This is a genomic window from Brevirhabdus pacifica, from assembly GCF_002797755.1.
GTDB lineage: Bacteria > Pseudomonadota > Alphaproteobacteria > Rhodobacterales > Rhodobacteraceae > Brevirhabdus > Brevirhabdus pacifica.
In genome coordinates this window covers 330,475-355,935 of the sequence record NZ_PGFI01000011.1, presented here as the reverse complement: position 1 = coordinate 355,935, position 25,461 = coordinate 330,475, and the positions used below count along the sequence as shown (strand labels likewise).

Sequence of the window (25,461 nt, the reverse complement as noted above, 5' to 3'; positions counted from 1 at the left end):
CCCGAGGGCCCATGAACAAGATCACGACCACGCCCGATGGCGCATCCTTTGACTGCGACCCCAACGACACCATCCTGCGCGCAGCCCTGCGCGCCGGGGTGGGCATGCCCTACTCGTGCAATGTCGGATCCTGCGGCAACTGCAAGTTCGAGCTGATCGAGGGCGAGGTCTCGCACCTGCGCGAGGATTCCCCGGCCTGGGGCGAGCGGGACCAGAAGCGCAACCGTTGGCTGGGCTGCCAGGCCCGCCCCGACGGCCCCTGCACCGTCAAGTTCCGCGCCGACCCGGCCTGCGTGCCCCTCCACCCCCCGGTCAGCCGCCCGGCCGAGCTGACTTCGGTCACCCAGATCACCCATGACATCACCGAGTTTCGCTTCATGGCGGACGGGCCGGACGACTTCCGCCCCGGCCAATACGCCCTGCTGCACCTGCCCGGCGTGAAGGGCGCGCGCCCCTATTCCATGTGCAACCTGCCCGGCGAGGACAGCTGGAACTTCCAGATCCGGCGCGTGCCCGGCGGCAAGGGCACCGAGGCCCTGTGGGCCATGACCCCCGGCGATCGGGTGCGCATGGACGGCCCCTATTCCACCGCCTACCTGCGCGAGGATTCGCCGCGTGACCTGATCCTGATGGCCGGCGGCTCGGGCCTGTCGCCCATGGTCTCGATCGCGCGCGGCGCCAAGGCCGCCGGGATGCTGAAGGATCGCCAGCTGCATTTCTACTATGGCGCGCGGGGCGAGCAGGACCTGATCGACCCGATCCTCCTGGGCGAGGATCTGGCCGACAGCGTGCGCTTCACCGCCGCTCTCTCGGATGCGCCCGAGACAAGCCATCGTCAGGGGTTCCTGCACGATGTCGTCGCCCAGGACCTGGGGGACGCGCTGAAGGATCATGAGATCTACTTCGCCGGGCCCGCCGTCATGTCCGCGGCGATCCAGAAAATGGCCCACGAGGCCGGCGTGCCGATGGATCAGCTGCATTTCGACGAATTCTACTGAGCCCAGCGCCCCCCCCTACAGACATACAGCCAAGGAGCCTTTCATGGCCAAAATCACCATTCCGGCCCTACAGGCCAAGAAACGCGCGGGCGAGAAGATCTTCGGTCTCGTGGTCTGGGACTACCAGATGGCCCAGATCGCGGACCGGGCCGGCGCCGACATCATCTCGGTCGGCGACACAGTGGGTCACAACCTCTGGGGTCAGCCCAACCCGCTGGAAATCACGATGGATCAGATGATCACCGTGACCCAGGCGGTGCGGCGTGGCACCAAGAACGCCCTGCTGAGTGCCGATTTCCCCTATGGCCCGTTGCAGGAAGGTGCCGACAGCGCGGTCAGCGCGGCGATCCGCTTCGTCAAGGAAGCCGGGGTCGACATGATCAAGCTGGACGGCGCCGCCGATTTTCCGGAGGCCACGACCGCGTTGGTCAAGGCGGGCATCCCCGTCTGGGCACAGTTCGGCGTGACGCCGCAAACCGCCCTTTCCTACGGGATGGAATACGGCGCCATGAACCGAACCGACGCTCATGTCCCCGAAGGCATGACCGACCGGCTGATCGAAGAGGCCCTGATGCTGGAGGCCGCGGGCGCCTCGATGCTGGACTTCACCAATTCCGGCCCCGTGGTCGGCCCCAAGGTGGTCGAGCGGATCGGCGTGCCGGTGATCGGCGGATTCGGCGGCGGCCCCTGGCTGGATGGGCGCGTGCGCATGGCCAATGCCGCCATCGGCTACAACGCCAAGTCGCTGGACAGCGACGCCGAGAACTACGCCAACGTCGCCAAGATCATCCACGGTGCGCTGACCGAACTGGGCCAGGACGTGCGCGCCGCCCGCCAGATCAAGGGCACGCCCCCCGCCAAGTAAGGAACTACCACCATGCCGATGGTCAAGATCGACGGGATCGAAACCCGCTACGAGGAAATGGGCCAGGGGCCCGCGCTGCTGATGTTTTCGCCCGGCGGCTTTGACGCCCGGATCGAGAAGTGGACCGACCTCGGGGTCTACAAGCGCATCCGCCTGCTGGAGCATCTGCCCAAGCATTTCCGCTGTATCCTCTTCGACCGGCGCGAAAACGGCCAGTCGGGCGGCCGGGTCGAGCGGATCACCTGGGATCATTTCGTGACCCAAGGCGCCGGCCTGCTGGACCACCTCGGGGTGGAGCGTGCGCATCTCATGGGGGGCTGCATGGGCTGTTGCCCGGTCGCGGCCTTCGGCGTGGCCCTGCCCGAGCGGGTCCTGTCGATGGTGCATTACTGGCCCGTGGGCGGCGCCAATTACCGCATCAGCGGGCATCAGCGATTTGCCCGCCACCTGGCTTTTGTCGAGGAAAACGGCCTGCAGGCGGTCGTCGACCTGGTACGCAGCCACGACAAGAACTTCAGCGCCGATCCGCGCGGTGGTCCCTGGGGGCAGCCGATCCGCAACTCGGACGCCTTTGCCGCCGAATACGCCACCCTCGACCAGGCAAAATACCTGCTGACGGTCACGGCCATGTATCGCGGCATGATCGATCGCGACACCGCCCCCGGGGCCGAACCCGAGGACCTGATGCGCCTTGAGATCCCCAGCCTGATCGTTCCCGGCGCCGACGGCTTTCACGCCACCTCGGCGGCGCGCTACCTTCAGGAATGCCTGTCCGGTTCGGAATATTGGGACATTCCCGTCGATCAGCAGACCGAGGACAATGCCCCCGCCCGGGTGATCGAGTTCCTTCAATCGGTCAGCTGACTTCGCCATCGATCCAGAAACTGAAAAGGCCCCGGGGATCATCCCGGGGCCTTTTGTCTTTCCGACTGCGAGGCGCGGATATGCGCGGACCTGTCAGCCAACCCGGTCGTGCATCGAGGGCGGAAACAGCTCTTCCAGCGGGGTGCGCTTGGCGATGATGCCCTGGGTCACGGCATGGTCCATCAACGTGTTCAGCACCCCCGCGTTCGGGGCGATGCCATAGGGCAGCGGGTCGTCCATCACCTCCAACGCGGCCATGTGGACCTTGTCGGCATGGGTCGGCTCGGAGATGCGGCCGGCCTTCAGGTCCTCAACATACATCCGCTTCGATTCGGCGAAGGCGTCGAAGACCTGGACGGCGACGTCGGGGTTCTGCGCCAGCAGCTCGTCGCGCACCACGACCACGTGGTTGATTGGGTAAAGCCCCCGGCCTTTCAGCGCGGCAACGCCGGCGGCAAAGGGGTCAGCGATCATCGGGGCCACATCAGGGTGGTCCACCTTGGCACCGACCGCCGCCACCAGCTCGCCCGAGGTCAGCCGCCCTTCCAGGTCGCCGTCGGGAAGTGATTCGACATTGGCGGGCGGCGTGTAATCGGCCACATGTTCATCCCCCGACGGGCACCAGGTGACCGACGACAGGTCAAGCCCGTGCTCCTCCTGCAATATCGCGCGGCCCCAGACACCGGTGGTGACGGTGTAGCCGCGATTGACCCCCACCCGGCGCCCCGCCAGGTCGGCGGGCGAGGTCAGCCCCGAGGGCACGTGGTGCAGCGTCGCGCCGTGGTGGAAATCGCGCACCAGAAAGATCGGCAGCGCGGTGAACTTCACCCCGTGGGCGCGGGCCGTGATATAGGTGGTCAACGCCATCTCGCTGACATCGTAGGCCAGTTCGCGGACCATGCGGCGGAAGCCCTTGACCAGGACCGGCACCTCCTCCCACTCCAATTCGAAATCGGGCAGCGCGACGCGCCCTTCCTTGAGGGCGCGGTTGTTGCCTTGCAGGCGCGAGACGGCGCTCAGTTTGGTCTTGCTCATCTGGGTCGTGTCCTTTCGTCGGGTATCAATGCTTGAGGGGTGTCCATTCGCGGGTCAGCAGCAGTCGCCGGTGCCGTCGTCTTCCAGACGTGGCAGCATCCAGGCGGGCGGAAGATCCCGCGCCGTAATGCGCCCAAGCGGCAGGAACAGGCGCAGGCGGTGGCGCCGCCCGTCTTTCCAGAAGACGATATTCGTCTCCTGGTCGGGGAAACCCGGCTGGCGCGGCACATCCTGCGAGACCAGGACGATCTCGTCCGGGGCAATGCCGAACTGCGCCCGGATCAGCCCTTCGACCCGGGCCAGCGACGGCAGGTCTCCCCTGGTCTGGTTGAGGCGGGTGAACATCGCGTTTCGGGACCTTTCGCGCGCGCCCTTCGGCGCGGTCGGATTTCTCACTTGTTCCTATATATGGAACTTCGTTCTTGCCCGCAGTCTGCCGCTTTGCTAACGGTGGGTCAACGCCGAATGGGCCGGATTGGGGAGGGATCGAACTTGACCGAAAAAGTTCTTGCCGCTGTTCGCACAGCACCGCAGACAACCGAGTTCCGGGAGTTCGACATGCCCGAAATTCCCGACGATGCCGCTCTTCTCAAGGTCGAGGTGGCGGGCATCTGCGGGACGGATGTCAAATTCTACTCCAAACCCCCGATCGACGATCCGGTCATCATGGGGCACGAGAATATCGGCGTCATCGCCAAGGCCGGCGCCACCTTCAAGAAGCGCCGCGGCCTCAAGGAAGGCGACCGCGTCTTCGCCGAGCATTACGTGGGCTGCATGAACTGCGAACATTGCCACCGCGGCGATTATCGCCTGTGCTATGCCACCGATTGGCGCAAGAACCCCGAGGGGCTTCGCTTTGGCTACACCTCGGCCAAGCGCCCGCCGCATCTATTCGGCGGCTTTGCCCAGTACATGTTCCTGCCGTGGAACTCGGTCCTGCATAAGGTGCCCGACGGGCTGTCGCCCGAACTGGCCGGTGTCGTGACCCCCATGGCCAACGGCATCCAGTGGGCGCTGTTCGACTGCAACGTCGGTTATGACAGCCGGGTGCTGGTGCAGGGTCCGGGCCAGCAGGGCCTGAGCCAGGTCGTCGCCTGCCGCCAGGCCGGCGCATCGCTGATCATCGTCACCGGCACCTCGAAGGACCGCAAGCGCCTGGAGGTGGCCAAGAAGCTGGGCGCCGACCATGTCATCGTGGTCGACGAGGAAGATCCGCTGGCGCGGATCATGCAGATCACCGGCGGCGAAGGTGTCGACGTCTCGTTGGACTGCACGGCGGGGGCGGGCACCATTCCCGTGATGCTGGGCATCGAGGCGATGAAGCGCAAGGGCGGCACCCTTCTGATCCAGGGCGAGTTGAGCGAGTTTCCCAACTTCCCGCTGGCCAAGGTCGCTAACAAGTACATCACCATCAAGGCGGCCCGCGGCCACAATTACGAAAGCTGCGAGCTGGCGCTGAAACAGCTGAACTCGGACCGCTTCGACCTGGACCTGATCACCACCCACAGGTTCGGCCTGAAGGACACCCACGAGGCGATCAACGCGGTCGGCGGCAGCGGCGAGGTCATCCACGTCTCGCTCATGCCCTGGGAATAGGCCTTGTCCGCGCCGTCGAGCGATAGCCGAACGCCGGTGACAGTGATCACCGGCTTTCTCGGCGCGGGAAAGACCACGCTGGTCAACCATCTGCTGAACCAGTTGGGCCCGGATGACGGGGGACGCAACTATGCGATCATCGTCAACGAGTTCGGGGACATCGGCATCGACGGTGCCCTGATCGATACCGGCCCCGAGGAGCTGATCGAGCTCTCCAGTGGCTGCCTATGCTGCGTCGTGCGGGGCGACCTGATCCGCACGCTGCGCGACCTGTTGACCATCCGCCCGAATCTGGCGGGTGTGCTGATCGAGACGACGGGCCTGGCCAACCCCAGCCCAGTCATCCAGACGCTGGTGGTCGATCAGGTCATCGCGGCGCAGTGCCGGCTGGACTCGGTGGTCTGTGTCACCGACGCGGCCCACCTCGACCAGCAGCTTGCCGACAGCACGGACGCGGCCGAACAGATCGTCTTTGCCGACCATGTCATCCTCAACAAGACCGACGCCGCCGCACCCGGGCAGGTCGAGGCGCTGGGCGCGCGGATCGCGGCGCTGAACCCCTTTGCGCGGATCACCCCCGCCACGCGCGGCAAGGTGGCTGCGTCCCAAGTGCTGGGGCGGGACGCCTTTTCGCTGGAACGGCTGCCGCGTGACCTGTTGGAAGATGGGGCCGCGTCCCCCGCCGAAGAGCCGCATGACCACGATCACGCGCACGGCCACGACCACATCGCCCAAAGTGGCATCACCAGCGTGTCGCTGACGCTGGACGCCGCCGTCGATCCCGACCGGCTGGAAAGCTGGTTGACCGATCTCTTGTCCCGCCACGGCGCCGACATCCTGCGCACCAAGGGCATCTTCGCCGTGCCGGGCGAGGCGCGGCGCCTCGTGATCCAGGCCGTCAACATGATGCTCGAGGGCGATTTTGCCGGCCCCTGGGGCGACGCCCCCCGCCTTTCGCGGCTGGTCTTCATCGGCCGCCGCCTCGACCGCGCCACCCTTTCCGCCGGGCTTGCCGCCTGCGCCGCCCTTGATCCTTCCGCGTCCTGACAGGAGAACCCCCCATGCCCACCGTTGTCACCAACATCGCCCGCGCCGATCGCGCGGCCACCGACGCCCTTGCCGGGTTCGGCGTCTCGACCGTGCACGAGGCGCAGGGGCGCACCGGGCTCATGGCCTCGCGCATGCGGCCCATCTTTCGCGGCCCCGCGATCAGCGGCACCGCCGTCACGGTCAGCGCCCCTCCGGGCGACAACTGGATGATCCACGTCGCCGCCGAGCACCTGCAAGAGGGCGACGTGCTGGTGATCTCGCCGATCTCGCATTCGGTCTCGGGGTATTTCGGGGACCTGCTGGGCACGCTTTGCCGGGCGCGGGGGGCGCGCGCCGTGGTGATCGACGCCGGCTGCCGCGACGTGAACGACCTTGAGCAGATGGGCTTTCCCGTCTGGTCCCGCGCCATCGGCGCCCACGGCACCGTCAAGGAATCGCTGGGCGACGTGAACCTGCCGATCTCCTGCGGCGAGATCGTGGTCAACCCGGGCGACGCCATCGTCGCCGACAATGACGGCGTGGTCGTCGTGCCCCGGCTGGACGTGACCCGCGTGGCCGAGGCGGCCCGCGCCCGAGAAGAGCGCGAGGAAGGCATCCGCCGCCGCTATGCCACGGGCGAGCTGGGCCTGGACATGAACAACATGCGCCCCCGCCTCAAGGAAAAGGGCCTGATCTATGTCGACCAGGCCGAGTATCTTGCCGGGAAAGGATCCGCGAAATGATCATCGACTGCCACGGTCACTACACCACCGCCCCCGCGCAACTTCAGCAGTTCCGTGACGCCCAGATCGCCCATTTCGAGGACTCGTCGAAGCCCGCCCCGACCCTGGCCGCGATCAGCGACGACGAGATCCGCGAAACGATCGAGCAGAACCAGCTGCGCGCCCTGCGCGAGCGCGGCGCCGACATGACCATCTTTTCGCCCAAGGCCAGCGCCATGGCCCACCACATCGGCGACGAGCGCGTGTCGCGCGAATGGACGCGGCTGAACAATGACCTGATCCACCGGGTCGTCACGCTGTTTCCCGAGCATTTCGTCGGCGTCTGCCAGCTTCCGCAATCGGTGGGCGTGCCCATCGCCAACTCCATCGAGGAGCTGGAGCGTTGCGTGCTGGAATTGGGTGCCGTCGGCTGCAACCTGAACCCCGACCCCTCGGGCGGGATGTGGTCGGGCCGGCCTCTGACGGACAAGAGCTGGTATCCCTTCTTCGAAAAACTGGTCGAGCTGGACGTGCCGGCGATGATCCATGTCTCGGGCTCGTGCAACGACAATTTCCACGCCACGGGCGCCCATTACATCAACGCCGACACGACCGCCTTCATGCAGTTCCTGCAAGGTGATCTGTTCACCGATTTCCCGGACCTGCGGCTTATAATCCCCCACGGGGGCGGGGCGGTGCCCTATCATTGGGGTCGCTATCGCGGGCTGGCCGACATGCTGGGCAAGCCGCACCTGAACGAACACATCATGCGCAACGTCTATTTCGACACCTGCGTCTACCACCAGCCCGGCATCGACCTGCTGTTCGAGGTGATCGATGTGGACAACATCCTGTTCGCCTCCGAAATGTTCGGCGCGGTGAAGGGCAAGGACCCGGAAACAGGGCATTATTTCGACGACACCAAGCGTTACGTCGACTCGCTGGACCTGACCGAGGCCGACCGCGCCAAGGTCTTCGAGGGCAACACCCGCAAGGTCTATCCGCGCCTCGACGCCCAATTGAAGGCCCGCGGCCTCTGAGCCGCCGAACCTGAATTCGCGGGGGCGGCGGGATTCTGCCCTCGCAACAGCATTGCACCCGGTGCAATGCGGCCTCCCACCGATCACCCCTGTTTTTCGCTGCGCTGCGGTATATATTTACTGCAACGCAGCAATTGGCGCACCCTGCGCCCGAGGAACAGACTCATGGACGCTACTCTTTACGGCCGCTCGCAGGCCCCTCTTGTCACCGATCTCATCAATCGCATCGCCCCGCGCAAGTTCCGCCGCGATCCGCTGGGCCTGGTTTCGGGCTACCGCGCCTACCTGGTCTATTCGCACCTCAGCTCCCTGAGCGACTGGGAACTGGCCGAGCTTGGCCTGCGCCGCGCCGACCTGCCCCGCATCGCCGGCGACGTGATCTTCCAGGCCCGCAACGAGGCCCGCTAGGCCCTGCCGGCTACAGCCGGCGCATGATCGGCCCCTCGGCCGCCAGCAGCAGGTCGCCGATCAACGCGATCAGCCGGGCCACGTCCGGCGTGTCGGCGATTGCCGCGCGATCCCGCGGATAGGTGAAAACCAACGTCCGGGTGACGGCCGGGGCCTCGATCTTGCGCGACAGAAGTCGCCCCTTGCGAAGCTCCCCCTCGGCGGCGCCGTAGGGCATGACCGTCGCCGCGACGCCCTTGGCGACCAGGTTCTTGACCGCGCGGATGGATTGCACCTGGTAGGCGACGTTCAACTTCAGACCCAACCGCTCGGCGTTGCGGTTCACCATCTGGTAGACCGCGTCCTCCTGGCCGGTCAGGGCCAGGTCCGATTCGATCATTTCGCGAAAACTGATGGGCCCTTCCGGCAGCCCGAACTCGGGCGCCGTGATGTAGACCAGATCCTCTTCGAGGATCGCCCGCCGCTCGAGGTTCGGATCGGGATCTGGGGTATAGGTAAGCGCGCAATCGAGCTCCCCCTGCGTCAGCAGGCGTTGCAGCACGAAGCTGAAATCCTCGACAATTCTCAGGGAAAGCTGCGGAAACTGCTCTTCCAGGCGCATCACCACGTCGTCTCCAACAAGGCGGATGATGCTGGGCGTAAGACCCAGCGACAAGGGCCGCACACCGCTGCCGCTGAGGGCGGTGACGGCGACGCGCGCCTCGTCCAGCTTGGACAGGATGCTTTCGGCATGGGCCAGCATCAGCTCGCCTGCGGCCGTGGCCGTCACCCCGCGCGAATGGCGGTGCAGAAGCTGCACGCCCAGCTCGTCCTCGAGGTTGCGGATCTGGATGCCCAGGGCGGTCTGGGCGACGTGGAGCTGCTCGGCGGCCTTGGTGATGTTGCCCACCTCGATCGCCTTCTTCAGATAGATCAGCTGGCGCGTCTTTATCATCAAGCCCCCTCCCAGGCGCCCAAAATATACATCCGGGGGATGTAGAGCAAACTTTTATTGCTGGGTCTGTGCGCGCTTAATCCGCTGCCGACAGGGTAAGGCTACCGCTACCGGGTCCGACCCTACCACAAGGGCCCCGCCAGGACGGCGGCAATCTTCGCGGGCACGCCCAGGAAGGACAGCAGCACGCCGCCGTCCGCCGCAAGGGCCACCGCCCCGCCGACCGCCAACAGGATCGTCAGCACAACCCAGCGGTCGAACACCTCGTGCTGTCGGTTGATCATGGCGTTGAAGATCAGCCGGAAGACCACCGACAGGCGCTGGATCGGCACCACGACCGAGACTGGCGCCAAGGTCAACGCCATGTACCGAAAAAGCTGGCTGAGGGCGACGAAGACGGCCGAGACGACGAACCAGAAGCCGGATCCGCCGTCCATCCCGCGCATGTAGGCCGGTCCGCCCATCCACAGCACCGCCATCACGACAACAACCGTCGCCGCCGCGTAGGAGATCATGACCCCGGCCACTGCGTCCGCCATCCCGCCCCCGGGCCCCAGGCCCAGCGCGATCAGAAGCGGGCTGATCCCGTATCCCAAGGCACAGACCCCACCCCAGAAAAGACCGGGGCCGTATTCGGGGGTGAACCCGTCGGGGCCCGCCTTGGCCGACGCGGCACCCGGTTGCTTCGAACGGCGGACCATCAGCATCGGCCCCACGACGATCAGCGCGATGCCCATGACCTTGAGCAGGCTGAGCGTCTCGCCAAGGAAGATCATCGCCAGCACCAGCGACACCAGGATCGAAAGCTGCTGCACCGGCGTCGACAGGGTGGAGCCAAGCGCCTGGGTGGCGCGGTAGTTGCCGTAGCGGCCAAGCACGAAATGCACGACCCCGGCCAGCGCCATCCAGCCCCAGGTGGGCAGCTCCCACGCGGCAAGCGCCTGGAACCCGCCCATGACCAGCGCGAAGGCCACGAAGATGGGGATGCCTAGGGGCACGGTAATCGCCATCCCCTGAAGGACGGTGGATTTCAGCACGCCGCGCCTCGTGGCGGCGTTGTTCAGCCCGAAAAAGGCCGCCGAAGCGAAAGCGAACAAGGCTCCGAGCATGGGGAAAACTCCGGCTGGCATATCGGGAAAACAGAGGGCGGGGGCCTGCCCCCGCCTCTCCTGGACCAAGATACGCCGGTCCGCACCTTACGCTTCACAAGCCACCCGCGCCCCTCTCCTCAAGAGGGGGCGCGAGCCGGCAATCCGACCCTTCAGCTGGGCTTTTTCAGGAAATCCCGGATCATCTCCGGGGTCAGGGTCACGCCGGGGGAGTATTCCGGCGCGTCCTCGATCTGCTCGAGATCGTTGAGGCCGCACTGCTTGAAGATCCGGTTGATGCACGAGATCAGGCGCAGGGGCCGGTCAGGGCTGGCGTTGAAATGCTGGTGGATCGTGTTGGGCGGCACGTAGATCACGTCGCCAGCCTCGTACTCGAACTTCTGCACCTTGTCCTGAGGGGTCCAGTGGAAGTCGTCGGTGATCTCGACCTCGCAATCCTGGTGCATGTCGTATCCCTGCCCCTCGAGGACATAGAGGACCTCTTCGGCCAGGTGCCGGTGCTTGCCCGAGCGCGAGCCGGGCGGCACGATCTGCATATAGGCATCCATGGTTTCGATGCGGGTGTTCATCTGCTCGTTGATGAGGTGCTTGAGCAGACCCTGGCGGGACATCTCCCAGGGCATCTCCTCGGGGTGGACGACCTTCTTGCGCTCGGCGTTGCGCGCGGGCGCGGCCTCGGCGTCATCAAGAAGCTGCTGGTAGAGATCCTGGTTGTCCTGTCCGGCCAGCCAGACGTTGCTTTCGCCCCATGCCATATCAGTAGCCCTCCGACGGGTGGTTGTAATCGTCTTCCTCTTCGCGCACCTCGAAGCCTTCGCCACCGGGGGCGGGCTCGGTCTTGCGCGGCTCGACGGTCTTCTGGAACAGCATGTTCATGAAGACGAACATCGGCTTGGTCTTCAGCACCAGCGCGCGGGCGGGCTTGGTATCCGATGCGTTGAAGTGCTGGTGCACGCAGTTGTTGTGCACGATGGCGATATCGCCGGCCTTCCAATCGTACTTGATCGTGTCGTGGATCTCGTAGCCTTCACCGTCGAGGATGTAGAACGCGGCCTCGTTCACGTGGCCATGTTTCTGGCTTTTTCCGCCGGGGCCGTACTCTTCCAGATGGATGTGGAAAAGCTGGCTGATCCCGTCCTTGGGCTCGACATAGTGGCGGCTGTAGGCCTGGGGGCCGTCGACGAACTTGATCTCGCTGGCCTTGCGGACGCGGGGCATGGCGCGCAGCTTCTCAAGCTCCTTGCCCAGGTTGTATTCGCCCTGGACGGCCCGGACGAAGATCCGGTCCTTGCGCGAGTGGTAGTAGCCTGCCGGTTGTCCCTCGGCAGGGGTGTCGTCAATTTCGGGCGTCTCCGCCGGTGGATGGTTATGGTCATCATGCATGGGCAATCCCCTTCTGTTGCGGCGGTTATAGCGCAGTATTCCATGCGGAACAATATTCCTTTATGCGGAACGTATGCGCGGACCAAACACCCGCCCAACACTAACTCATTGCAAAACATGAAATTTAACTCCGCTGACACCGCCCGCGATTTTCTCGCTGGCTCGTCGCGAAAATTTCTTTCGGCATTTCGGAGGCTATTTCTTGCATGCGGAACGCCGTTCCGTTACGTCGGTAGGGAACCCCAGATTAGCCATGAGGCAGGTATGACCACGACTGAAACGACGACCCGGCCCACCCTCCGCCTTTGCCCCAAGGACGATGTTCCCGAGGGCGAGGCCATCAAGATCGAGACCGACGGCCTGTCGCTTGCCGTCTACCATGTCGAGGGGGAGTTCTTCGTCACCGACGACACCTGCACCCACGGGCCCGGGTCCCTTTCGGAAGGGTATCTTGAGGGCCACGTGATCGAGTGCGATTTCCACGCAGGCTGTTTCGATATCCGCAATGGCGAGGTCGTGGCGCCCCCCTGCATGGTGCCGATTCGCACCTACACCGTGGTGCCCGACGGCGACCACGTGGTGATCGAGGCCCCCGCCGACTGAGACCAATTCCCCTGCCCCCGCCGGGGGCTGGGACTTACAGACCTCCTCCCGAAGAACTGGGGCGCCGCACGGAAATGCGGCGCCCCTTTTTTAGTCTTCAGGCAGTGAGGTTCGGCGCGGCCTCGGCCTAGAGGCCACCCGTCGTCGCACGGCGCCGGCGCGCGCCTTCCAGCATCTTGCGCCCGATCGGCAGCAGGAAGGTCAGCAGCGTCGCCACGATCAGCAGCATCGAGACCGGCCGCGCCATCATGAATTCCAGCGCGTGCCCGTCGGAGATCAGCTGAACCTGGTGGAACGACTTCTCGGCCGTCTCGCCCAGGACCAGCGCGATAACCAGCGTCAGGCGCGGATAGTCGAAGCGGATCATCAGGTAGCCGATCACCCCCATCACGACCGTCAACAGCACGTCGGCCATCCGCCCGTCCAGCACGTAGACACCGGTCAGCGAAACGGCGACGACCACGGGGACCACGATGCCCACGTCGACCCGGGTGATCAGCACCAGGAAGCGCGACAGCAGCAACCCGATCAGGGAGGCGCCGACCGCGGCGCCGGTGATGGCGACGATCAGGCCATAGATCTCGCGCTCATGGTAAAGCAGGATCGAGGGGCCGGGATCGATGCCGTGCAGGACCAGGATGCCCAGGAAAAGGGCCGTCTCGGCGCTGCCGGGGATGCCGAAGGCCACGGTGGGGATAAGCGATCCGCCGTCCTTGGCGTTATTGGCGGATTCCGGCGCGATCACGCCGCGGATGTTGCCCTTGCCATAGGTCTCGGGGTCCTTGGCCGTCTGGACGACCGAGCTGTAGGCCAGGAACGAGGCAACCGTGCCCCCCAGCCCCGGGATCGCCCCGATCACCGTCCCGATGAACGAGCCGCGCAGCAGCACGGTCCAGTTCTTGAACACCGACAGCACGCCGTCCCAGACGCCACTGATCTCGATCCGCTCGGCGCGCACTTCCCCGTTCTTGTCGGCGACCGATCCGCCCTTCAGCGCCAGCTCCATCATCTGGCTGATCGCAAACATGCCCGTCAGCGTCGGAACCAGCGGGATGCCGTCCCACAGGTAGTTGACCCCGCCAGTGAAGCGCAGATCACCCGTGATCGCATCCGATCCCACGAAGGCCAGCATCAGGCCCAGGCACCCCGCAATGAGGCCGCGCAGCAGCTTGCCCCGCACCGAGACGGCGATGGCGGTCAGGCCCAGGACGGTCAGCAGGAAGAACTCGGCCGGGCCAAAGGACAGCACGATCTCCTTGGCCAGCGGTATGAACAGGATCAGGGTGAAAAGGCCGATCACCCCGCCCATGGCCGAAGCACAGGCCGCCGCCCCGATCGCCAGTCCGCCCTTGCCCTGCCGGGCCAGTGGATAGCCGTCGAAGGTGGTCGCGGCGTTGGGCGCGGTGCCGGGTGTGTTGAGCAGGATGGCGGTGATCGACCCCCCGAAGGATGTCGCCCCCATCACGCCGCCCGCCAGGTACATGGCGTCCAGCTTGTCCATCCCGAAGGTCACCGGGATCAGAAGCGCCAGCGCCGTCGTGCCCCCCAGCCCCGGGATCACGCCGAAACACAGGCCCAGCAGGATGCCCGCCAGCAGGTAGAGGAAACTGCCTCCGCTCGCGACCTCGGCCGCGGCGCTCAGAAGCGCGTCAAATCCCATTCTTCTCGTCCCCAAAGGTTGAACCGGGCGCGCAAGGGCGCGCGCCCGGGGAAAATGGCCCCTGTTACTGGAGCTTGTCCTTGAATTGCAGATAGAACTTCGACAGGTCGCCCATCATCGCCTTGGTGTCCTCGGCGTTCAGGTAGCGCAGCTCGGTGCCGGTGCCGTCGGCCCAGGTCTTGATCTCGTCGCTCTCGGCGGCGTTGCGGAAGGCCTCGGCCAGCTTGGCCACCACGTCGGCGGGCATGTTGGGGGGGCCGCCGACAACCCGGTTCAGGCCGAACTTGGCCAGCTCGGGGTGACCCAGCTCGGATGTGGTCTGCACGCCCTCGACAACCGTCTCGTCGGTCAGGGTGGCGATCAGCTTCAGGTCGCCCGTCTCGGTGTATTTGGCAAGCGAGGTGATCGGCTTCAGCGTCGCGTCCACTTCGCCGCGCATGACGGCGATCATGGTGTCGTTGGAACCGCCATAGCCGGTGATGTTGACGATCTCGCAGCCGAGGATGTCGAAGGCGATGACCGCCGTGATCGACGAGGTCGAGTCCTTGCCCGTGTCCGACAGCTTGATCGGATGGCCCAGCGCGCAAAGATCTTCCAGGCTGTTGATCTCGCTGTCGCCCTTGACGGCCACGGCGTATTTGGATTCCGCCAGGTTGGCGATCCAGGTCACCTCGTTCAGCGAGAAGCCGATATCGCGGCCCAGCGTCTCGGCGACGGTCAGGCCGGGGATGTTGTAGATGCCGATGGTGTAGCCGTCGGGCTTGGCACGCGCCACTGCCTGGCCACCCCGGGTGCCCGAGGCGCCCTTGATGTTTTCCGGCACGACGGTCTGGCCCAGGGTCTTCTCGACCTCGGGGGCAAAGGTACGTGCGATCGTGTCGAAGCCGCCGCCGGCGCCGTAGGGCACGACGAAGGTCACGGGTTTTTCGGGATACTCGGCAAGTGCCGGCCCCGCGAGGGCGATCGCCAGCGCGGCCACCCCTGCCTTGATCGAAACGTTCATTCTGTCTCCTCCCTGGTTTTTTGCATCACCATCCGGCAAGTCCGTCTGCCGAGAAGATGATGCCGCGATAAAGTTCGTAGTTCAGCGCCTGTTCGAACACGCCGTATTCGAACAGGAACACGATGCCCCCCGCCCCCACGGCCGTGCGCAGGGCGCGGCGCGACTGAAGCCAGACGTAAGCGGTGGTGAAGAGGGGCGCGCCAACAAGGATGCCCAGCAGGGTCATCGCGCCGAAGGCCGTGGCGATCCACGCGAACAGCGCCGCCTCCTGGCGGATGGTGGGCGCATGGGTCATTTCGCGGCGGGTGAAGCCGCTGCCCCAGAACGCATCCAGCGCGGCGCCGCCGGGCAGGCCCGTGCGGCTGTAAAGGTCGATGCTGGCCAGAACCGCAAGGGTGGCCGCCACCATCGTCGGGAACCGCGCCGAAATTTCGCTGTAGCCCTGGGCCACCACCAGAACCGCAATCGCCAGCAGCAGAAGCAGAAGCGCGGGCCACACGGACCGGACCGAGGCCGGAACCGCTTCGGGGACGGCTTCGGGAATGCTTGTCGGTTGGAGGCTGGGATCGGTCTGGGTCATGCGTCGGGATCCTTGGAAGACGAGGTGCCCTCGCCAGGGAAGATGAGCGACTTTACCACGACTGGAACCGATCCGGTGGTCCGGATCACCTCGCCGATATCGATGAAGTCGAAAGTGGAAAGGGCGATGCCATCGATCGAGACGATGGCGTTGTCGGTCAGGCCGTTCTCGCGACAATGCATGCCCAGAAGACCGCCGATGTCGCTGTCGCTGACGATCACCAGTGGATGGCCGGCATCAAGCACGGGCGCCAGCCCCTGGCAAAGCCCCCGGGCCAGCCCGTCAAGCCGCCCGTAGCTGGCCGAACCTTCCCAGGCCAGGGCGATAGCCACAGGCTCTGCGTTGATTGCATCCCCCGCCTCCCCGGCTTCGCGCAGGGCCAGGGCCTCGGCCACGGCGCGGGCCACGGCGCCGGGGTCGATGACCTCGTCCGCCAGCGGCAGCACGGGGCGAAGGGCCGCGACATTGCGCAGGGGCAGAACCTCGATCGGGTCGAGGTAGACGGTGCTGCCGCTCAGCTGCACCGAATATTGCGAGGCGCCGACGACCGTGGCGCGGATCCCGTCGCGATGGGGCAGGATGGCCGCCCCCGCCTCGGACAGGCACTGGCGCAGGGTGCGGGCCATTTCCGGGCCTAGGTCGCCATAGCTTTCCGTCGCCCGCCCGTAGAAGAATTCCGAGACCCCGCCCGAGACGATCACCCCGTCGAAATCCAGCCCCTCGGGCAGCGGCGGAAGGCGGTGGTGATCCGCCTCGGCGCGCCCTCGAAGCGCCGCCATGATGCGGCGGGCCATGTCGCGGGCCAGCCCGTCGCGGCGCGCGGCCGGCAGGACCTGGCCCAGGGCGGCGGCGGGGGTGTCGGGCTCGGTCGCGTCGCGGTCCAGCGCCTCGGCACCGAAGCGTTCCAACCGGCTGATGCGCCGGGCGGCGTCGGTCACGACCAGACGCGCACCGGCCTCGACCGCCGTCAGATGCGTGATCTCGCCGGCCTCGCAGACGGCAATCTTGGTGGTGCCGCCGCCCACGTCGATGTTGACGATCCGGCGCCCGTCGCGCGAGGCCTCGACCGCGCCCGAGCCGTGGGCCGCCATCACCGTCTCAAGCCGGTCACCGGCGCTGACGGCGACGAACTTGCCGGCCTCGGCGGCGAAAAGCTCTCCGATGGCGCGGGCGTTGCGGCGGCGCACGGCGACGCCGGTCAGGATCAGCGCGCCGCTGTCGACCTCGGCCCGGTCGATGCCGGCCTGCCAATATTGCTTGTCGATGAAGGCCTGTAGCCGCTCGGTATCTATGTCCGAATTCTCGAGATAGGGCGTCAGCAGGATGTCCGAAGCGTGGATCACCTCCCGCTCGACCACCACGTACCGGGTATCGAGCCGCTCCAGGGTGATCCGCGAAAACAGCAGATGCGCCGTGGAAGAGCCGATATCGACCCCCACGCTGGTCAGGTTGATCTCATCTTCCTCGACCAGGCTGCGCTCGGCACCCGAGAAGAAGATGCGTCCCCCGACGGGTTTCTCCGCTGGGGGACTTTGCTGATCCAGGGTCGGCTCAGCGAAGATCTGCTCTGGCGCGTCGCTCATGCCTCGTCAGTCCAGTCCCGCCGGTTTCTCGTAGCGGGAAGGCTCCATCCGGATTTCGGCGCCGGCCTGGCGCAGGCTCTCCTGGAACTCCTTGCGCAGGAACGGATCCTCCAGCCAGTAAGGGATGGCGGTGCCCCCTTCGTGGATGTCCATCGCGGTGTAATCGGTCTGCTTGGCGCCCGGGCGCAGGCCGGTGACAAGGCTGGGGTGGTTGGGCCCGAACCAGGCCGAGATCCGGAACGGTTCGGCCGAGACGTTGAAATGCTGGTGATACCAGCGCGCGCCACCGGGGGCGGCGCTGACCATGCCGAACTGTCCGTAATCGATGCGCTGGACCTGGTCGCCGTTGCCGTCCTTCCAGGGGTTCACGCCCAGTTCCTCGGGCCAGGTATAGGTGTAACCCTTGCCCTTAAGCCCGATCAGCACGGCGGCGGAGGTATGGGCATGGGCCTTGGAATAGCGGCCGGTCTCGTGCTGACCCAGCCACAGGTAGAACTTGTTGCCGGTCATGAACGGCTCGACCCGGCGGTAGCCGGGCGAGCGGCGGTTGTCCAACGGCAGCTCGCAGTTGACCACGTCGGGCACCAGGTTGGTGCGGCGCATGGCGAGGCCCCGGATCGGGTCGGGCTCCACATCCTCGGACGGCTTGTAGAAGTCGCGCGCCGCCGAGAAGCGGTCATTGAAATTGTAGGGCGCGTTGTAGATGAAGTCGGTGTTGCCGAGCAGGTCCATCAGGTTGGGCGCCGTCGTGCCCGCAATCAGAAGCGCAGGCTTGTTGGTGGCGTTGACCACCCGGTGGTAGGCGTTGACCGGGATCGAGAAGAGAGAGCCCTTCTGCCACTCGAACACATGCTTGGGGCCGCCATCCTCAAGCCAGACCTCGGTGGTGCCCCGGCCCTCGGCGACCAGGAAGATCTCTTCATAGATGTGCTTCTCGGGGTTGAGGGCGCCGCCTGCGGGCACCTCGACCACGTAGCAGCCCCACTTGCCCTCGGTCCCGTGCAGCTGGATGAAATGGCCGCGTCCGCCCATGCGGGGCCAGTCGTTCAGCGGCAGGTCGAAGACCGAGTTGAAGCCAAGACCGCGGTAGATGCCGATGCCTTCGGCTTCCATGAACTTGTCATAGTCGGTCAGGGGCTGTCCGAATGTGCCGTGACCGGCGCGCTCCTCAGAGACGGGTTCGTGCCAATGGACCTTGCCTGTGACTTCGTCGTGCATGTGTCATCCTTGCGAGTTTATGAGGCCGGAGAACCGGGGCGTTGGGGGCGGCAGGCCGCTCAGAACACCCGGTATCCGGCGAAATATCGGTAGACGAGGCCGCGATAGAGCTCGATGTCGAAGCCCCATTCGAAGGCCGCGTAGATCAGCGCGGTGGTTGCGACCGTCACGATCAGCGTGATGCGCCACGGCTCTCGTGCCAGGCCGCGCATCAGCACCGTCAGGAAGCCGGCGATGGCGATGTAATGGCCGGCCACCGCAATCGTCAGCAAGAGCGCGATCAGCCACCAGACCATCCCGATCATCTTGCGAAACGAGGGCACCCGACCGGCCAGCGCCTCGGAGGCGCGGGCGCGGACTGAGGCAAGGCTGTCCGCCCGCAGAAGACGAACAAGCTGGGCCGTCAGCAGCGCGATCAGCGGCACCAGCGCCACGAACGCAATGCGCGAGGAGACCAGCTCGTAGGTCAGCGCCTCGAGGAAGGCTGCGACCGACAGCAGCAGAAGCAGGATCACGAAGCCTGTTTCAAGCGCGTGGGAGTCGGCCCGCGCCGTCTCGATGGCCTCAGCCTCGGCCGCGCTGACGGCGGGCGTTGCTTCGGGGCCGGTGGCGGGGGCGTGGTTGACGGCCTCGACGGCCTGCGACTGGGTGGGGGTGGTTGCGGCGGTCATACCCGGCTCCTGCGGCGGTCGCGGACGTAGCCCACGACATTGATGAGAAGAAAGCCCAGCGTCACCAGGCTCAGGCCCAGCGGGATCGGCTCGAGGAAGAACAGCGGCCCGTCGATCAGCAGCGCCAGGTAGAGGTTCTTTTCAACCGCAAAGCCCAGCACGAAGCCGATCAGCAGCGCGGCGCGGGAATAGTTCAGAACCTTCATCAGGTAGCCGACCACGCCGAAGAACAGCGCGATGCCGATATCGAACAGCGAGCGGTCCGAGGCGTAGGCACCCGTGACGATGATCACCAGCAGCACCGGCACCATGAACGATGCCCGGATCGAGGTCGCCCGGCTGAGCGGGTTGACCAGGAACATGCCGACGATCGTGCCGATCAGGTTGCCGATGATGATCGTGAAGATCATGATGAACACGATATCCACGTGGTCGTTCAGCATCTGCGGCCCGGTCTCGAGCCCCAGGATGAAGAGGCCCGACAGCAGGATCGCCATCGACGAGGATCCCGGAATGCCGAAGGCGATGGTCGAGGCCAGCGCCCCGCCCTCGACCGCGTCATTCGCGGCCTCGGATCCGATCACGCCCTCGACGTTGCCCTTGCCGAACGTCTCCTTGCTTTTCGAGGTCTGCTTGGCATGGCCGTAGGCCACGAAGGCGGCGGGCGCGCTGCCCAGCCCGGGGATCAGCCCCATGACCGTGCCGATGGCGCTGCAACGCATCACCAGCCACCAATGCCTGAAGGCCGTGCCGATACCCTGGAAGATCTGCTTCTGGGTCTCGCGGCCCGACAGGGCGTCGGGCATGTTCTTGGCCAGTGCGCCGCCGCGGATGCCCAGCTCGAACATCTCGGCCACGGCGAAGAGGCCCAGGATGACCGGCACCAGCGACAGACCGTCGGCCAGATTGTCCGAGCCCATGGTGAACCGCTCGGTGTTGGTCACGTTGTCAACGCCGATCAGCGCCAGCATCAGCCCGCCGAGGGCCGCGATCAGGGACCGGGTCATGTCCTCCTTGCCCAGCACGGCGACGAATGTCAGCGCCAGGAAGGCCAGGACGAAAATCTCGGGCGGGCCGAAGAACAGCACCACATCGCGCAGCACAGGGATCAGCAGCGCCAGCGCCAGGGCACCGAAGGTGGCCCCCAGGAAACAGGCGGCCATGGCGGCACCAACGGCCTTGCCGGCCTCGCCCCGGTCGCGCATGGGCGGCCCGTCAAGCAGCGTCGCCGCGTTCTGCCCGGTGCCGGGCGTGGAAAACAGGATGGCCGTCAGACCGCCGCCCTGGGCCACGGTCGAGTGGGCGCCCAGCATGAAGGCGATGCCGGCGCCCGGCTCCATCGAGTATAAGAAGGTCACCGCCATCGCCATTGCGAAATGGCCTGAAAGGCCGGGGATCACCCCGATCACCAGGCCAAAAACGGCCCCGGTCATCAGGTAGGGCAGCACGCCCAGGCTGATCGCCTGGAAGAAGCCGCTGGTCATGCCTTCGATGATGGTCATGTAGCCTTGCTCACTCTTATGGAACGTAGAGGGCCGGTATGTTGGTCCGGCGCCAGGGAATGGAGCCGGCGGCAGGAAAGGCCCTGCCGCCGGAAAGGTCAGGTCGAGGGGATCAGATCTCGCCGCGGATGGCGGCGACGAACAGGTCCTTGATCTCGGGCGTCAGCTGCGTGGCCTTCTTGGCCAGTGCGGCCATTGCCTTGCCGTCGATATACTCGACCTCGCGCTTGGCCTTCTTGGCCTTGTCGACGAACTCGGGCGCTTCCATCGCGCTGGAGAAGGCAGCCTGAAGGAACTCGATCCGGTCTTCCGGCACGCCCGGAGGGGCCGCGACGGGGCGACCGACGGCCGACAGCGCATCCCATGCCTCAAGGATTTCCTCGGACTTGGCCGGGTCCGCGGTCTTGGCGGCGAATTCGAACACACTCGGGATGTCGGGGGTGTTCTTGCTGCCCTCCTTGGCCGAGTGGGTGACGATCCGGAAATCGCCCGACTGCACGCCCTTGCGGGCCGAACCGTAGGATCCCCACATGCCCTGGATGTCGCCGCGCAGCAGCGCCTGGCGCACGTCGGACGAGCTGTTGAAGCCGTGGATGACCTTCTGGTTGTTGCCCATGATCTGCCCGATCACGACCGCGTCCACATAGGTCGAACCGCCAAGGCCCGTGGCCCCCAGCAGGATCGGCTTGTCGGACTTGAGCATGTCGTCATAGGTCTCGATGCCGCTTTTGGTCGAGACGGCTAGCACACGCTGGTCGGCCACGACCCGGCCCAGGAAGTTGTAGTCGGCAACCCGGTAGTCGGCGCCCTTGATGCCGGCCAGTTCGTTGGTGACCATGGCAGAGCCGTTGATGATGCCGATGGTCAGGCCGTCGGCGGGCGAGTTGAAGATCTCGTTGGCGCCCTTCATGCCGCCCGAACCGGGCATGTTGACGATCTCGACCCGTGCGCCGGTCTGCTTTTCCAGCGAAGGTGCCAGCAGGCGGGCGTATTCGTCATAACCGCCACCGGGCTTGTAGGGCACGATGAACTTGACCTTCTTGCCCTTGTAGAACTCGGCTGCCGTCTCGGCGACCGAGGGCATGGCGCCAGCCCCGAGCGAAAGTGCCACCGCGGTCGTTGCCGCCAGGCCCTTCAGAAAAATGCGTCTCATGTTAGTCCTCCCTTGGAATAGTGAAACGTCGGTCTCAGTTACGAATGTCCTGCAGGAACCATTCGGTCGGAATTTCCCGGGCGCCCCCTTCGGCAAGGGCCTTCCGGTAGACCAGCTGGCCCACCGCCGAGAATTGCAGGCCCTGGTTGCCCACATTTCGGTAGAACGTGATCTGCCGGTCGTTCTGGCGCCCGGCAGCGCGTCCGTTGATGAGGGCGCAGAAATCGGGCTTTGACCCGCCCTGCCCCCGATCGGTGAATTTCGGATCGTCGCCGCCGAAGCCGGGGCGCGGGTTGGGCTTGGGCAGGCGCTCCATCTCCTCGGCGGTGCCGCCGATGAAGGCGGCGGGGGAGTGGCCCCGTTCGGCCTGGAAGCGCTCGGTCTGCTCCATCTGAAGCCCGGCGGTGCCCTGGCGGATCACCACGTCGAATTTCGGCATCGCCTCCTCGGGCATCTCGCGGCGGCCCAGGTTGGTGACGTGCATTCCCGGCTCCAGCCAGTCGGCGTCATAGACCGGCTCCATGCTGTCGGTGCAGGTGCTCAGGATATCGCAGCCCGCGACCGCCTCCCGGGCCGTGGCCACGGGAATGACCTCGACCCCCAGCTTGTCGGACATCTCGGTGGCGAAGGATTCGCGATTGGCGCGGCTGGGGGAAAAGACCCGGCACCGCTTGATCGACCGGACACAGGTAAACCCCTCGAGAAAGGTGCGGGCCATGCCGCCCGAGCCGATCATGCCCACGGTCTCGGCATCCTCGCGCGCCAGGTATTTGGCGCCCAGCGCGGCGCCGCCGCCGACGCGCATGTGCTGCAACGCGCCGTCGTTGATGAAAGCCAGCGGCTCGCCCGTCTCGGTGGACATCAGCATGATCAGCCCGCAGAAGGTCCCGGGCTCGACGCAGTATTTCTCTTCGGTCCAGGTGCCGTCCTCGGCCCGGGGCCAGTGGACGATGTCCGATTTCATGCGGATGGCGAAGACGCCGTTGTTGGCCCCCTCCATCGTGCCCCAGCGATAATAACCGTCATCGCGCTGGCACGGCACGTACATGTCGATGCGCGGCCGATGGATCGATCGACCGCTGTCGAGGCCGGCAAATGCGCTTTCCTGCGCGGCAATGCAGCCGGGCATGTCCAGTAGCCGTGCCACCAGCGCGTTATCGACAATGAGCATGCGATTTCAGTCCTCCCTCCACCACCATAGGTTTCGCGCCGCGTTCAGGTCAATGGAAAGCCGGTCCATATATAGGAACGATAAACAGCGCCAAGGAAGCTGATTTTCAGCTTGCTGGGTCCGCCGGTTTGCCGGGGCGCGCCGCACCCCCTTCCAGCAATTGAAAGCATTGGGAAAAGCCGGGATCAGCCCCCGGCGACCAGCACCACGCCCATGGTGGCGAAAACGGCCGAAAGGATCACCGGCAGGCCGGGCCGCAGCTCCAGCCGGAAGACGACAACCGACAGGAACATCGAAACGAACACCTCGAGCGAGGCGATCATCACCACCGTCGACACCGACTCGTAGGCCAGCGCCGCGAAAAGGAGAATCTGTCCGCTCGACACCAGAACCGCCGAAAGCACGATCCAGCGGTCGAGATGGCGGAAGATCCCCGCCAGGTTGGCCCGGTGCCGGGACGAGAAAAGGCCCAGCAAACAGAAGACGACAAGCCCGGTCGCCGCGCTGATGAATGTGCCCAGCGCTGGGTCGGGCAAGTACCCAAGCCCGATCTTCCGGGTGACATAGGCAAATGCATAGGACAGGGCCGCCAGCACGCCCACCACGTAGGCCGCGGCAGGCAAGCGGGTCGCCACGGCCGCCGGGCCGCCGCCCGCGCCAGTGCTCGCCTGGGCAATCGGGGCGGCATGGCTCATCCGTTCGTAGATCAGCAGGCCGAATCCGATGGCGATCAGCACGATGCCGGCCATGTCGGGCCCGGTGATCGTCTCGTGCAGGATCAGCGCGGCCAGCAGGACCGAGAAGAACGGGTTCAGACGCTTCACGGCCGAGGCCCGCAACACCCCAAGCCGCCGCACGGACTGGTAAAGCAGCGTCCGGCCGAAAACCATCGCGCTGATCCCCGCAATGGCGAACCAGAGGATGCCCGTCACCTCCTGCGCGCTCAGCGATTGGAAGATCCCGGCGCCGCTGCCGGCGATCCACCACAGAACGCCCGAGAAGCCCAAGGTCACCAGAACCGAGAACATTACCCCCTTGTCGCCACCCGACGCGGTCGTGCGTGAAATGGCAAGGTTGGAGCCCGAGAAGGAACAGGCCGAGGCAAGCGCCAGCAGTTGACCGAAAGTTTCGCTTTCCAAGGCACAGGCTCCCGTCGGCGGCCACGTCCGGCGCGGCCCGCCCCATCCCTAGCCCCGTGGCCCGGCGATCGGCCAGAGGGATTGGAACGCGGTTCCTTGATACGGAAAGGCCGTCCGCAACCCCGCCTTTGTCCGTGGGCTGTTGATGACGCCGAGCCACGACAACCGGGTGCGCGAAATCCCCGAAGGCGCATGCGCGCCCTCAGCTCGAACTCGGATTTTCAAGGTGGGGGAAATGGTAGCGGAGGAGGGACTTGAACCCCCGACACGCGGATTATGATTCCGCTGCTCTAACCAGCTGAGCTACTCCGCCATAGGCGTGGGCGTAGGTAAAAGAGGTGCCGCAGGCCGTCAAGGCGAAAAGCACGGCCGAGAGGGGGATTTTTGCGCCCTGCCCGCGCGGGGCGAGAGCGTGGACGACCGGTCGGGGAATGGCGGGTCGGTGGCGCAATCGGTCGGAAAGACGGGCGGGCCTTGTCGAAATACTTCGCCGAAGGACAAAGTCATGATATGATTAAGTATCGGACCCTGCTCGGGAACTTGAATTCGGCGGTGAAAAGCCGCTCCCAGCGGGGCCGCAGAGGCAGAATACAGGTTATCCAGGCGTGCTGAGAACCCGAGCGGAAATCGCGCATCGTTTCGACATGACGGCCTGCAACCGCAGGGCGGCGGATTTCGTTGTCTCGACCCTGTTGGCCGGGCCCGCGCCCTTCCTGCCAAGCGTCGACGGCGAGGCGGGCGAGGCGCTGTTTCTGACCCGCGCCGCCGAGCTTGCGGCGATCGAGGTGCGCATCGCCGAGCAGATGCTGGACCGCTGGAGCCTCATGCACCGGGATCTGGAGGCCGCGAAGACGGCGGCGACCACCCACCTCTGGACCCGGCTGTCGCAGATTCGCGAGACCGCGCGCCAATGGATGAGCGATCATGCCGCCCGCCTCGCCGAGCAATCCGCGGACGGGCCTGCCGGGCAGGCGCCCGCCTTCGATACCTATCGCAGCTATGGAATGACGATGGCGGGGGTGAAGGACCTCACAGCCGCCCTGCCCGCCCCCGGATCGCCCACCGTGCACACGGTGCCGACGGCCGAGGAACATCGCGAGCTTCTGCGCGGCGGGGCGCGCCCCGTCTCGCGACCGCCGCCGCTGGTCCTGACCGAACCGCGGAAGTTCAACGCGGGCTGAGGGGCCCGCCCACG

General features: G+C 65.8%; 26 protein-coding genes and 1 tRNA gene. 10 read left to right on the top strand and 17 right to left on the bottom strand.

Going from position 1 to position 25,461, the window contains the following annotated elements; translation table 11 throughout:
• Positions 1 to 11 precede the first annotated feature (11 nt).
• Genes CLV77_RS01935 through CLV77_RS01925 form a run of 3 tightly spaced genes read left to right on the top strand, consistent with a single transcriptional unit; the run spans position 12 to position 2,727 of the window.
• On the top strand, positions 12 to 998 hold the full coding sequence (locus CLV77_RS01935) for a 2Fe-2S iron-sulfur cluster-binding protein (protein ID WP_076979501.1): 987 nt from the start codon (positions 12 to 14) through the stop codon (positions 996 to 998).
• 43 nt (positions 999 to 1,041) lie between these two features.
• Positions 1,042 to 1,863 carry a 3-methyl-2-oxobutanoate hydroxymethyltransferase gene (locus tag CLV77_RS01930; protein WP_076979502.1) on the top strand — a complete coding sequence of 274 codons (822 nt, stop codon included), beginning with the start codon at positions 1,042 to 1,044 and terminating at the stop codon, positions 1,861 to 1,863.
• Between the two features lie 12 nt (positions 1,864 to 1,875).
• The gene (locus tag CLV77_RS01925; protein WP_076979503.1) at positions 1,876 to 2,727 is read left to right on the top strand and encodes an alpha/beta fold hydrolase; all 852 of its coding nucleotides are present in this window, start codon (positions 1,876 to 1,878) and stop codon (positions 2,725 to 2,727) included.
• Between the two features lie 93 nt (positions 2,728 to 2,820).
• On the opposite strand, the gene CLV77_RS01920 is transcribed toward CLV77_RS01925, so the two are convergent.
• Both CLV77_RS01920 and CLV77_RS01915 read right to left on the bottom strand, forming a co-directional pair.
• A complete protein-coding gene (locus CLV77_RS01920) occupies positions 2,821 to 3,762 on the bottom strand; it encodes an ABC transporter substrate-binding protein (RefSeq protein ID WP_076979504.1) in 942 nt (313 codons plus the stop codon).
• Positions 3,763 to 3,816: 54 nt separating this feature from the next.
• A complete protein-coding gene (locus CLV77_RS01915; RefSeq protein WP_076979505.1) occupies positions 3,817 to 4,107 on the bottom strand; it encodes a hypothetical protein in 291 nt (96 codons plus the stop codon).
• Positions 4,108 to 4,254: 147 nt separating this feature from the next.
• Between CLV77_RS01915 and CLV77_RS01910 the strand changes: the two genes are divergently transcribed.
• The 5 genes from CLV77_RS01910 to CLV77_RS01890 all read left to right on the top strand — a co-directional run bounded on the left by CLV77_RS01910 (position 4,255) and on the right by CLV77_RS01890 (position 8,557).
• Complete coding sequence (locus CLV77_RS01910; protein WP_076979506.1) at positions 4,255 to 5,358, top strand: zinc-dependent alcohol dehydrogenase; 1,104 nt, start codon at positions 4,255 to 4,257, stop codon at positions 5,356 to 5,358.
• A gap of 36 nt (positions 5,359 to 5,394) precedes the next feature.
• Positions 5,395 to 6,405, top strand: a complete 1,011-nt coding sequence (locus CLV77_RS01905) for a CobW family GTP-binding protein (protein WP_233128080.1) — start codon at positions 5,395 to 5,397, stop codon at positions 6,403 to 6,405.
• 14 nt (positions 6,406 to 6,419) lie between these two features.
• Complete coding sequence (locus CLV77_RS01900; protein WP_076979508.1) at positions 6,420 to 7,130, top strand: 4-carboxy-4-hydroxy-2-oxoadipate aldolase/oxaloacetate decarboxylase; 711 nt, start codon at positions 6,420 to 6,422, stop codon at positions 7,128 to 7,130.
• The gene (locus CLV77_RS01895) at positions 7,127 to 8,149 is read left to right on the top strand and encodes an amidohydrolase family protein (protein WP_076979509.1); all 1,023 of its coding nucleotides are present in this window, start codon (positions 7,127 to 7,129) and stop codon (positions 8,147 to 8,149) included. The genes CLV77_RS01900 and CLV77_RS01895 overlap by 4 nt, the downstream gene beginning before the upstream one ends.
• A 165-nt stretch (positions 8,150 to 8,314) precedes the next feature.
• The gene (locus CLV77_RS01890; protein ID WP_076979510.1) at positions 8,315 to 8,557 is read left to right on the top strand and encodes a DUF1127 domain-containing protein; all 243 of its coding nucleotides are present in this window, start codon (positions 8,315 to 8,317) and stop codon (positions 8,555 to 8,557) included.
• A 10-nt stretch (positions 8,558 to 8,567) separates the two neighbouring features.
• Here CLV77_RS01890 and CLV77_RS01885 read toward each other — a convergent pair whose 3' ends face one another.
• From CLV77_RS01885 to CLV77_RS01870, 4 genes are all read right to left on the bottom strand, one after another.
• Positions 8,568 to 9,491: a LysR family transcriptional regulator gene (locus tag CLV77_RS01885; protein ID WP_076979511.1), complete on the bottom strand. Its 924-nt coding sequence runs from the start codon at positions 9,489 to 9,491 to the stop codon at positions 8,568 to 8,570.
• Positions 9,492 to 9,613: 122 nt separating this feature from the next.
• On the bottom strand, positions 9,614 to 10,600 hold the full coding sequence (locus tag CLV77_RS01880; protein ID WP_076979512.1) for an EamA family transporter: 987 nt from the start codon (positions 10,598 to 10,600) through the stop codon (positions 9,614 to 9,616).
• 152 nt (positions 10,601 to 10,752) lie between these two features.
• On the bottom strand, positions 10,753 to 11,355 hold the full coding sequence (locus CLV77_RS01875) for a cupin domain-containing protein (protein WP_076979513.1): 603 nt from the start codon (positions 11,353 to 11,355) through the stop codon (positions 10,753 to 10,755).
• A gap of 1 nt (position 11,356) precedes the next feature.
• Positions 11,357 to 11,983, bottom strand: a complete 627-nt coding sequence (locus tag CLV77_RS01870) for a cupin domain-containing protein (protein ID WP_083707737.1) — start codon at positions 11,981 to 11,983, stop codon at positions 11,357 to 11,359.
• Positions 11,984 to 12,247: 264 nt separating this feature from the next.
• Here CLV77_RS01870 and CLV77_RS01865 point away from each other — a divergent pair, with 264 nt between their 5' ends.
• Positions 12,248 to 12,586, top strand: a complete 339-nt coding sequence (locus CLV77_RS01865) for a non-heme iron oxygenase ferredoxin subunit (protein WP_076979514.1) — start codon at positions 12,248 to 12,250, stop codon at positions 12,584 to 12,586.
• A gap of 127 nt (positions 12,587 to 12,713) precedes the next feature.
• On the opposite strand, the gene CLV77_RS01860 is transcribed toward CLV77_RS01865, so the two are convergent.
• From CLV77_RS01860 to CLV77_RS01810, 11 genes are all read right to left on the bottom strand, one after another.
• On the bottom strand, positions 12,714 to 14,246 hold the full coding sequence (locus CLV77_RS01860) for a tripartite tricarboxylate transporter permease (RefSeq protein ID WP_076979515.1): 1,533 nt from the start codon (positions 14,244 to 14,246) through the stop codon (positions 12,714 to 12,716).
• A gap of 64 nt (positions 14,247 to 14,310) precedes the next feature.
• Positions 14,311 to 15,249 carry a Bug family tripartite tricarboxylate transporter substrate binding protein gene (locus CLV77_RS01855; protein WP_076979516.1) on the bottom strand — a complete coding sequence of 313 codons (939 nt, stop codon included), beginning with the start codon at positions 15,247 to 15,249 and terminating at the stop codon, positions 14,311 to 14,313.
• A 25-nt stretch (positions 15,250 to 15,274) separates the two neighbouring features.
• The gene (locus CLV77_RS01850) at positions 15,275 to 15,829 is read right to left on the bottom strand and encodes a hypothetical protein (RefSeq protein ID WP_076979517.1); all 555 of its coding nucleotides are present in this window, start codon (positions 15,827 to 15,829) and stop codon (positions 15,275 to 15,277) included.
• Positions 15,826 to 17,412, bottom strand: coding sequence for an ethanolamine ammonia-lyase reactivating factor EutA (locus CLV77_RS01845; RefSeq protein WP_083707738.1), 1,587 nt, complete (start codon positions 17,410 to 17,412; stop codon positions 15,826 to 15,828). Before CLV77_RS01845 ends, CLV77_RS01850 begins: the two co-directional genes overlap by 4 nt.
• A gap of 6 nt (positions 17,413 to 17,418) precedes the next feature.
• Positions 17,419 to 18,630, bottom strand: coding sequence for a cupin domain-containing protein (locus CLV77_RS01840; RefSeq protein ID WP_076979518.1), 1,212 nt, complete (start codon positions 18,628 to 18,630; stop codon positions 17,419 to 17,421).
• Positions 18,631 to 18,689: 59 nt separating this feature from the next.
• Positions 18,690 to 19,301 (bottom strand): tripartite tricarboxylate transporter TctB family protein, encoded by a 612-nt coding sequence (locus CLV77_RS01835; protein ID WP_076979519.1) that lies wholly within the window; start codon positions 19,299 to 19,301, stop codon positions 18,690 to 18,692.
• A complete protein-coding gene (locus tag CLV77_RS01830) occupies positions 19,298 to 20,803 on the bottom strand; it encodes a tripartite tricarboxylate transporter permease (RefSeq protein WP_083707739.1) in 1,506 nt (501 codons plus the stop codon). The genes CLV77_RS01835 and CLV77_RS01830 overlap by 4 nt, the downstream gene beginning before the upstream one ends.
• A gap of 112 nt (positions 20,804 to 20,915) precedes the next feature.
• Complete coding sequence (locus CLV77_RS01825) at positions 20,916 to 21,956, bottom strand: Bug family tripartite tricarboxylate transporter substrate binding protein (RefSeq protein WP_076979520.1); 1,041 nt, start codon at positions 21,954 to 21,956, stop codon at positions 20,916 to 20,918.
• Between the two features lie 34 nt (positions 21,957 to 21,990).
• Positions 21,991 to 23,127 carry an ornithine cyclodeaminase family protein gene (locus tag CLV77_RS01820; RefSeq protein ID WP_076979521.1) on the bottom strand — a complete coding sequence of 379 codons (1,137 nt, stop codon included), beginning with the start codon at positions 23,125 to 23,127 and terminating at the stop codon, positions 21,991 to 21,993.
• A 185-nt stretch (positions 23,128 to 23,312) separates the two neighbouring features.
• The gene (locus CLV77_RS01815; RefSeq protein WP_197685770.1) at positions 23,313 to 24,266 is read right to left on the bottom strand and encodes an EamA family transporter; all 954 of its coding nucleotides are present in this window, start codon (positions 24,264 to 24,266) and stop codon (positions 23,313 to 23,315) included.
• Positions 24,267 to 24,502: 236 nt separating this feature from the next.
• A tRNA-Met gene (locus tag CLV77_RS01810) sits at positions 24,503 to 24,579 on the bottom strand.
• Positions 24,580 to 24,871: 292 nt separating this feature from the next.
• On the opposite strand from CLV77_RS01810, the gene CLV77_RS01805 reads away from it, so the two are divergent.
• Positions 24,872 to 25,447, top strand: a complete 576-nt coding sequence (locus tag CLV77_RS01805; protein WP_143815112.1) for a hypothetical protein — start codon at positions 24,872 to 24,874, stop codon at positions 25,445 to 25,447.
• Positions 25,448 to 25,461 lie beyond the last annotated feature (14 nt).

Bases quoted from the DNA above. Each gene is read 5' to 3' on its own strand.
- CLV77_RS01935 (WP_076979501.1), top strand. From the start codon at position 12: ATGAACAAGATCACGACCACGCCCGATGGCGCATCCTTTGACTGCGAC.
- CLV77_RS01930 (WP_076979502.1), top strand. From the start codon at position 1,042: ATGGCCAAAATCACCATTCCGGCCCTACAGGCCAAGAAACGCGCGGGC.
- CLV77_RS01925 (WP_076979503.1), top strand. From the start codon at position 1,876: ATGCCGATGGTCAAGATCGACGGGATCGAAACCCGCTACGAGGAAATG.
- CLV77_RS01920 (WP_076979504.1), bottom strand. From the start codon at position 3,762: ATGAGCAAGACCAAACTGAGCGCCGTCTCGCGCCTGCAAGGCAACAAC.
- CLV77_RS01915 (WP_076979505.1), bottom strand. From the start codon at position 4,107: ATGTTCACCCGCCTCAACCAGACCAGGGGAGACCTGCCGTCGCTGGCC.
- CLV77_RS01900 (WP_076979508.1), top strand. From the start codon at position 6,420: ATGCCCACCGTTGTCACCAACATCGCCCGCGCCGATCGCGCGGCCACC.
- CLV77_RS01895 (WP_076979509.1), top strand. From the start codon at position 7,127: ATGATCATCGACTGCCACGGTCACTACACCACCGCCCCCGCGCAACTT.
- CLV77_RS01890 (WP_076979510.1), top strand. From the start codon at position 8,315: ATGGACGCTACTCTTTACGGCCGCTCGCAGGCCCCTCTTGTCACCGAT.
- CLV77_RS01885 (WP_076979511.1), bottom strand. From the start codon at position 9,491: ATGATAAAGACGCGCCAGCTGATCTATCTGAAGAAGGCGATCGAGGTG.
- CLV77_RS01880 (WP_076979512.1), bottom strand. From the start codon at position 10,600: ATGCTCGGAGCCTTGTTCGCTTTCGCTTCGGCGGCCTTTTTCGGGCTG.
- CLV77_RS01875 (WP_076979513.1), bottom strand. From the start codon at position 11,355: ATGGCATGGGGCGAAAGCAACGTCTGGCTGGCCGGACAGGACAACCAG.
- CLV77_RS01870 (WP_083707737.1), bottom strand. From the start codon at position 11,983: ATGCATGATGACCATAACCATCCACCGGCGGAGACGCCCGAAATTGAC.
- CLV77_RS01865 (WP_076979514.1), top strand. From the start codon at position 12,248: ATGACCACGACTGAAACGACGACCCGGCCCACCCTCCGCCTTTGCCCC.
- CLV77_RS01860 (WP_076979515.1), bottom strand. From the start codon at position 14,246: ATGGGATTTGACGCGCTTCTGAGCGCCGCGGCCGAGGTCGCGAGCGGA.
- CLV77_RS01855 (WP_076979516.1), bottom strand. From the start codon at position 15,249: ATGAACGTTTCGATCAAGGCAGGGGTGGCCGCGCTGGCGATCGCCCTC.
- CLV77_RS01850 (WP_076979517.1), bottom strand. From the start codon at position 15,829: ATGACCCAGACCGATCCCAGCCTCCAACCGACAAGCATTCCCGAAGCC.
- CLV77_RS01845 (WP_083707738.1), bottom strand. From the start codon at position 17,412: ATGAGCGACGCGCCAGAGCAGATCTTCGCTGAGCCGACCCTGGATCAG.
- CLV77_RS01840 (WP_076979518.1), bottom strand. From the start codon at position 18,630: ATGCACGACGAAGTCACAGGCAAGGTCCATTGGCACGAACCCGTCTCT.
- CLV77_RS01835 (WP_076979519.1), bottom strand. From the start codon at position 19,301: ATGACCGCCGCAACCACCCCCACCCAGTCGCAGGCCGTCGAGGCCGTC.
- CLV77_RS01830 (WP_083707739.1), bottom strand. From the start codon at position 20,803: ATGACCATCATCGAAGGCATGACCAGCGGCTTCTTCCAGGCGATCAGC.
- CLV77_RS01825 (WP_076979520.1), bottom strand. From the start codon at position 21,956: ATGAGACGCATTTTTCTGAAGGGCCTGGCGGCAACGACCGCGGTGGCA.
- CLV77_RS01820 (WP_076979521.1), bottom strand. From the start codon at position 23,127: ATGCTCATTGTCGATAACGCGCTGGTGGCACGGCTACTGGACATGCCC.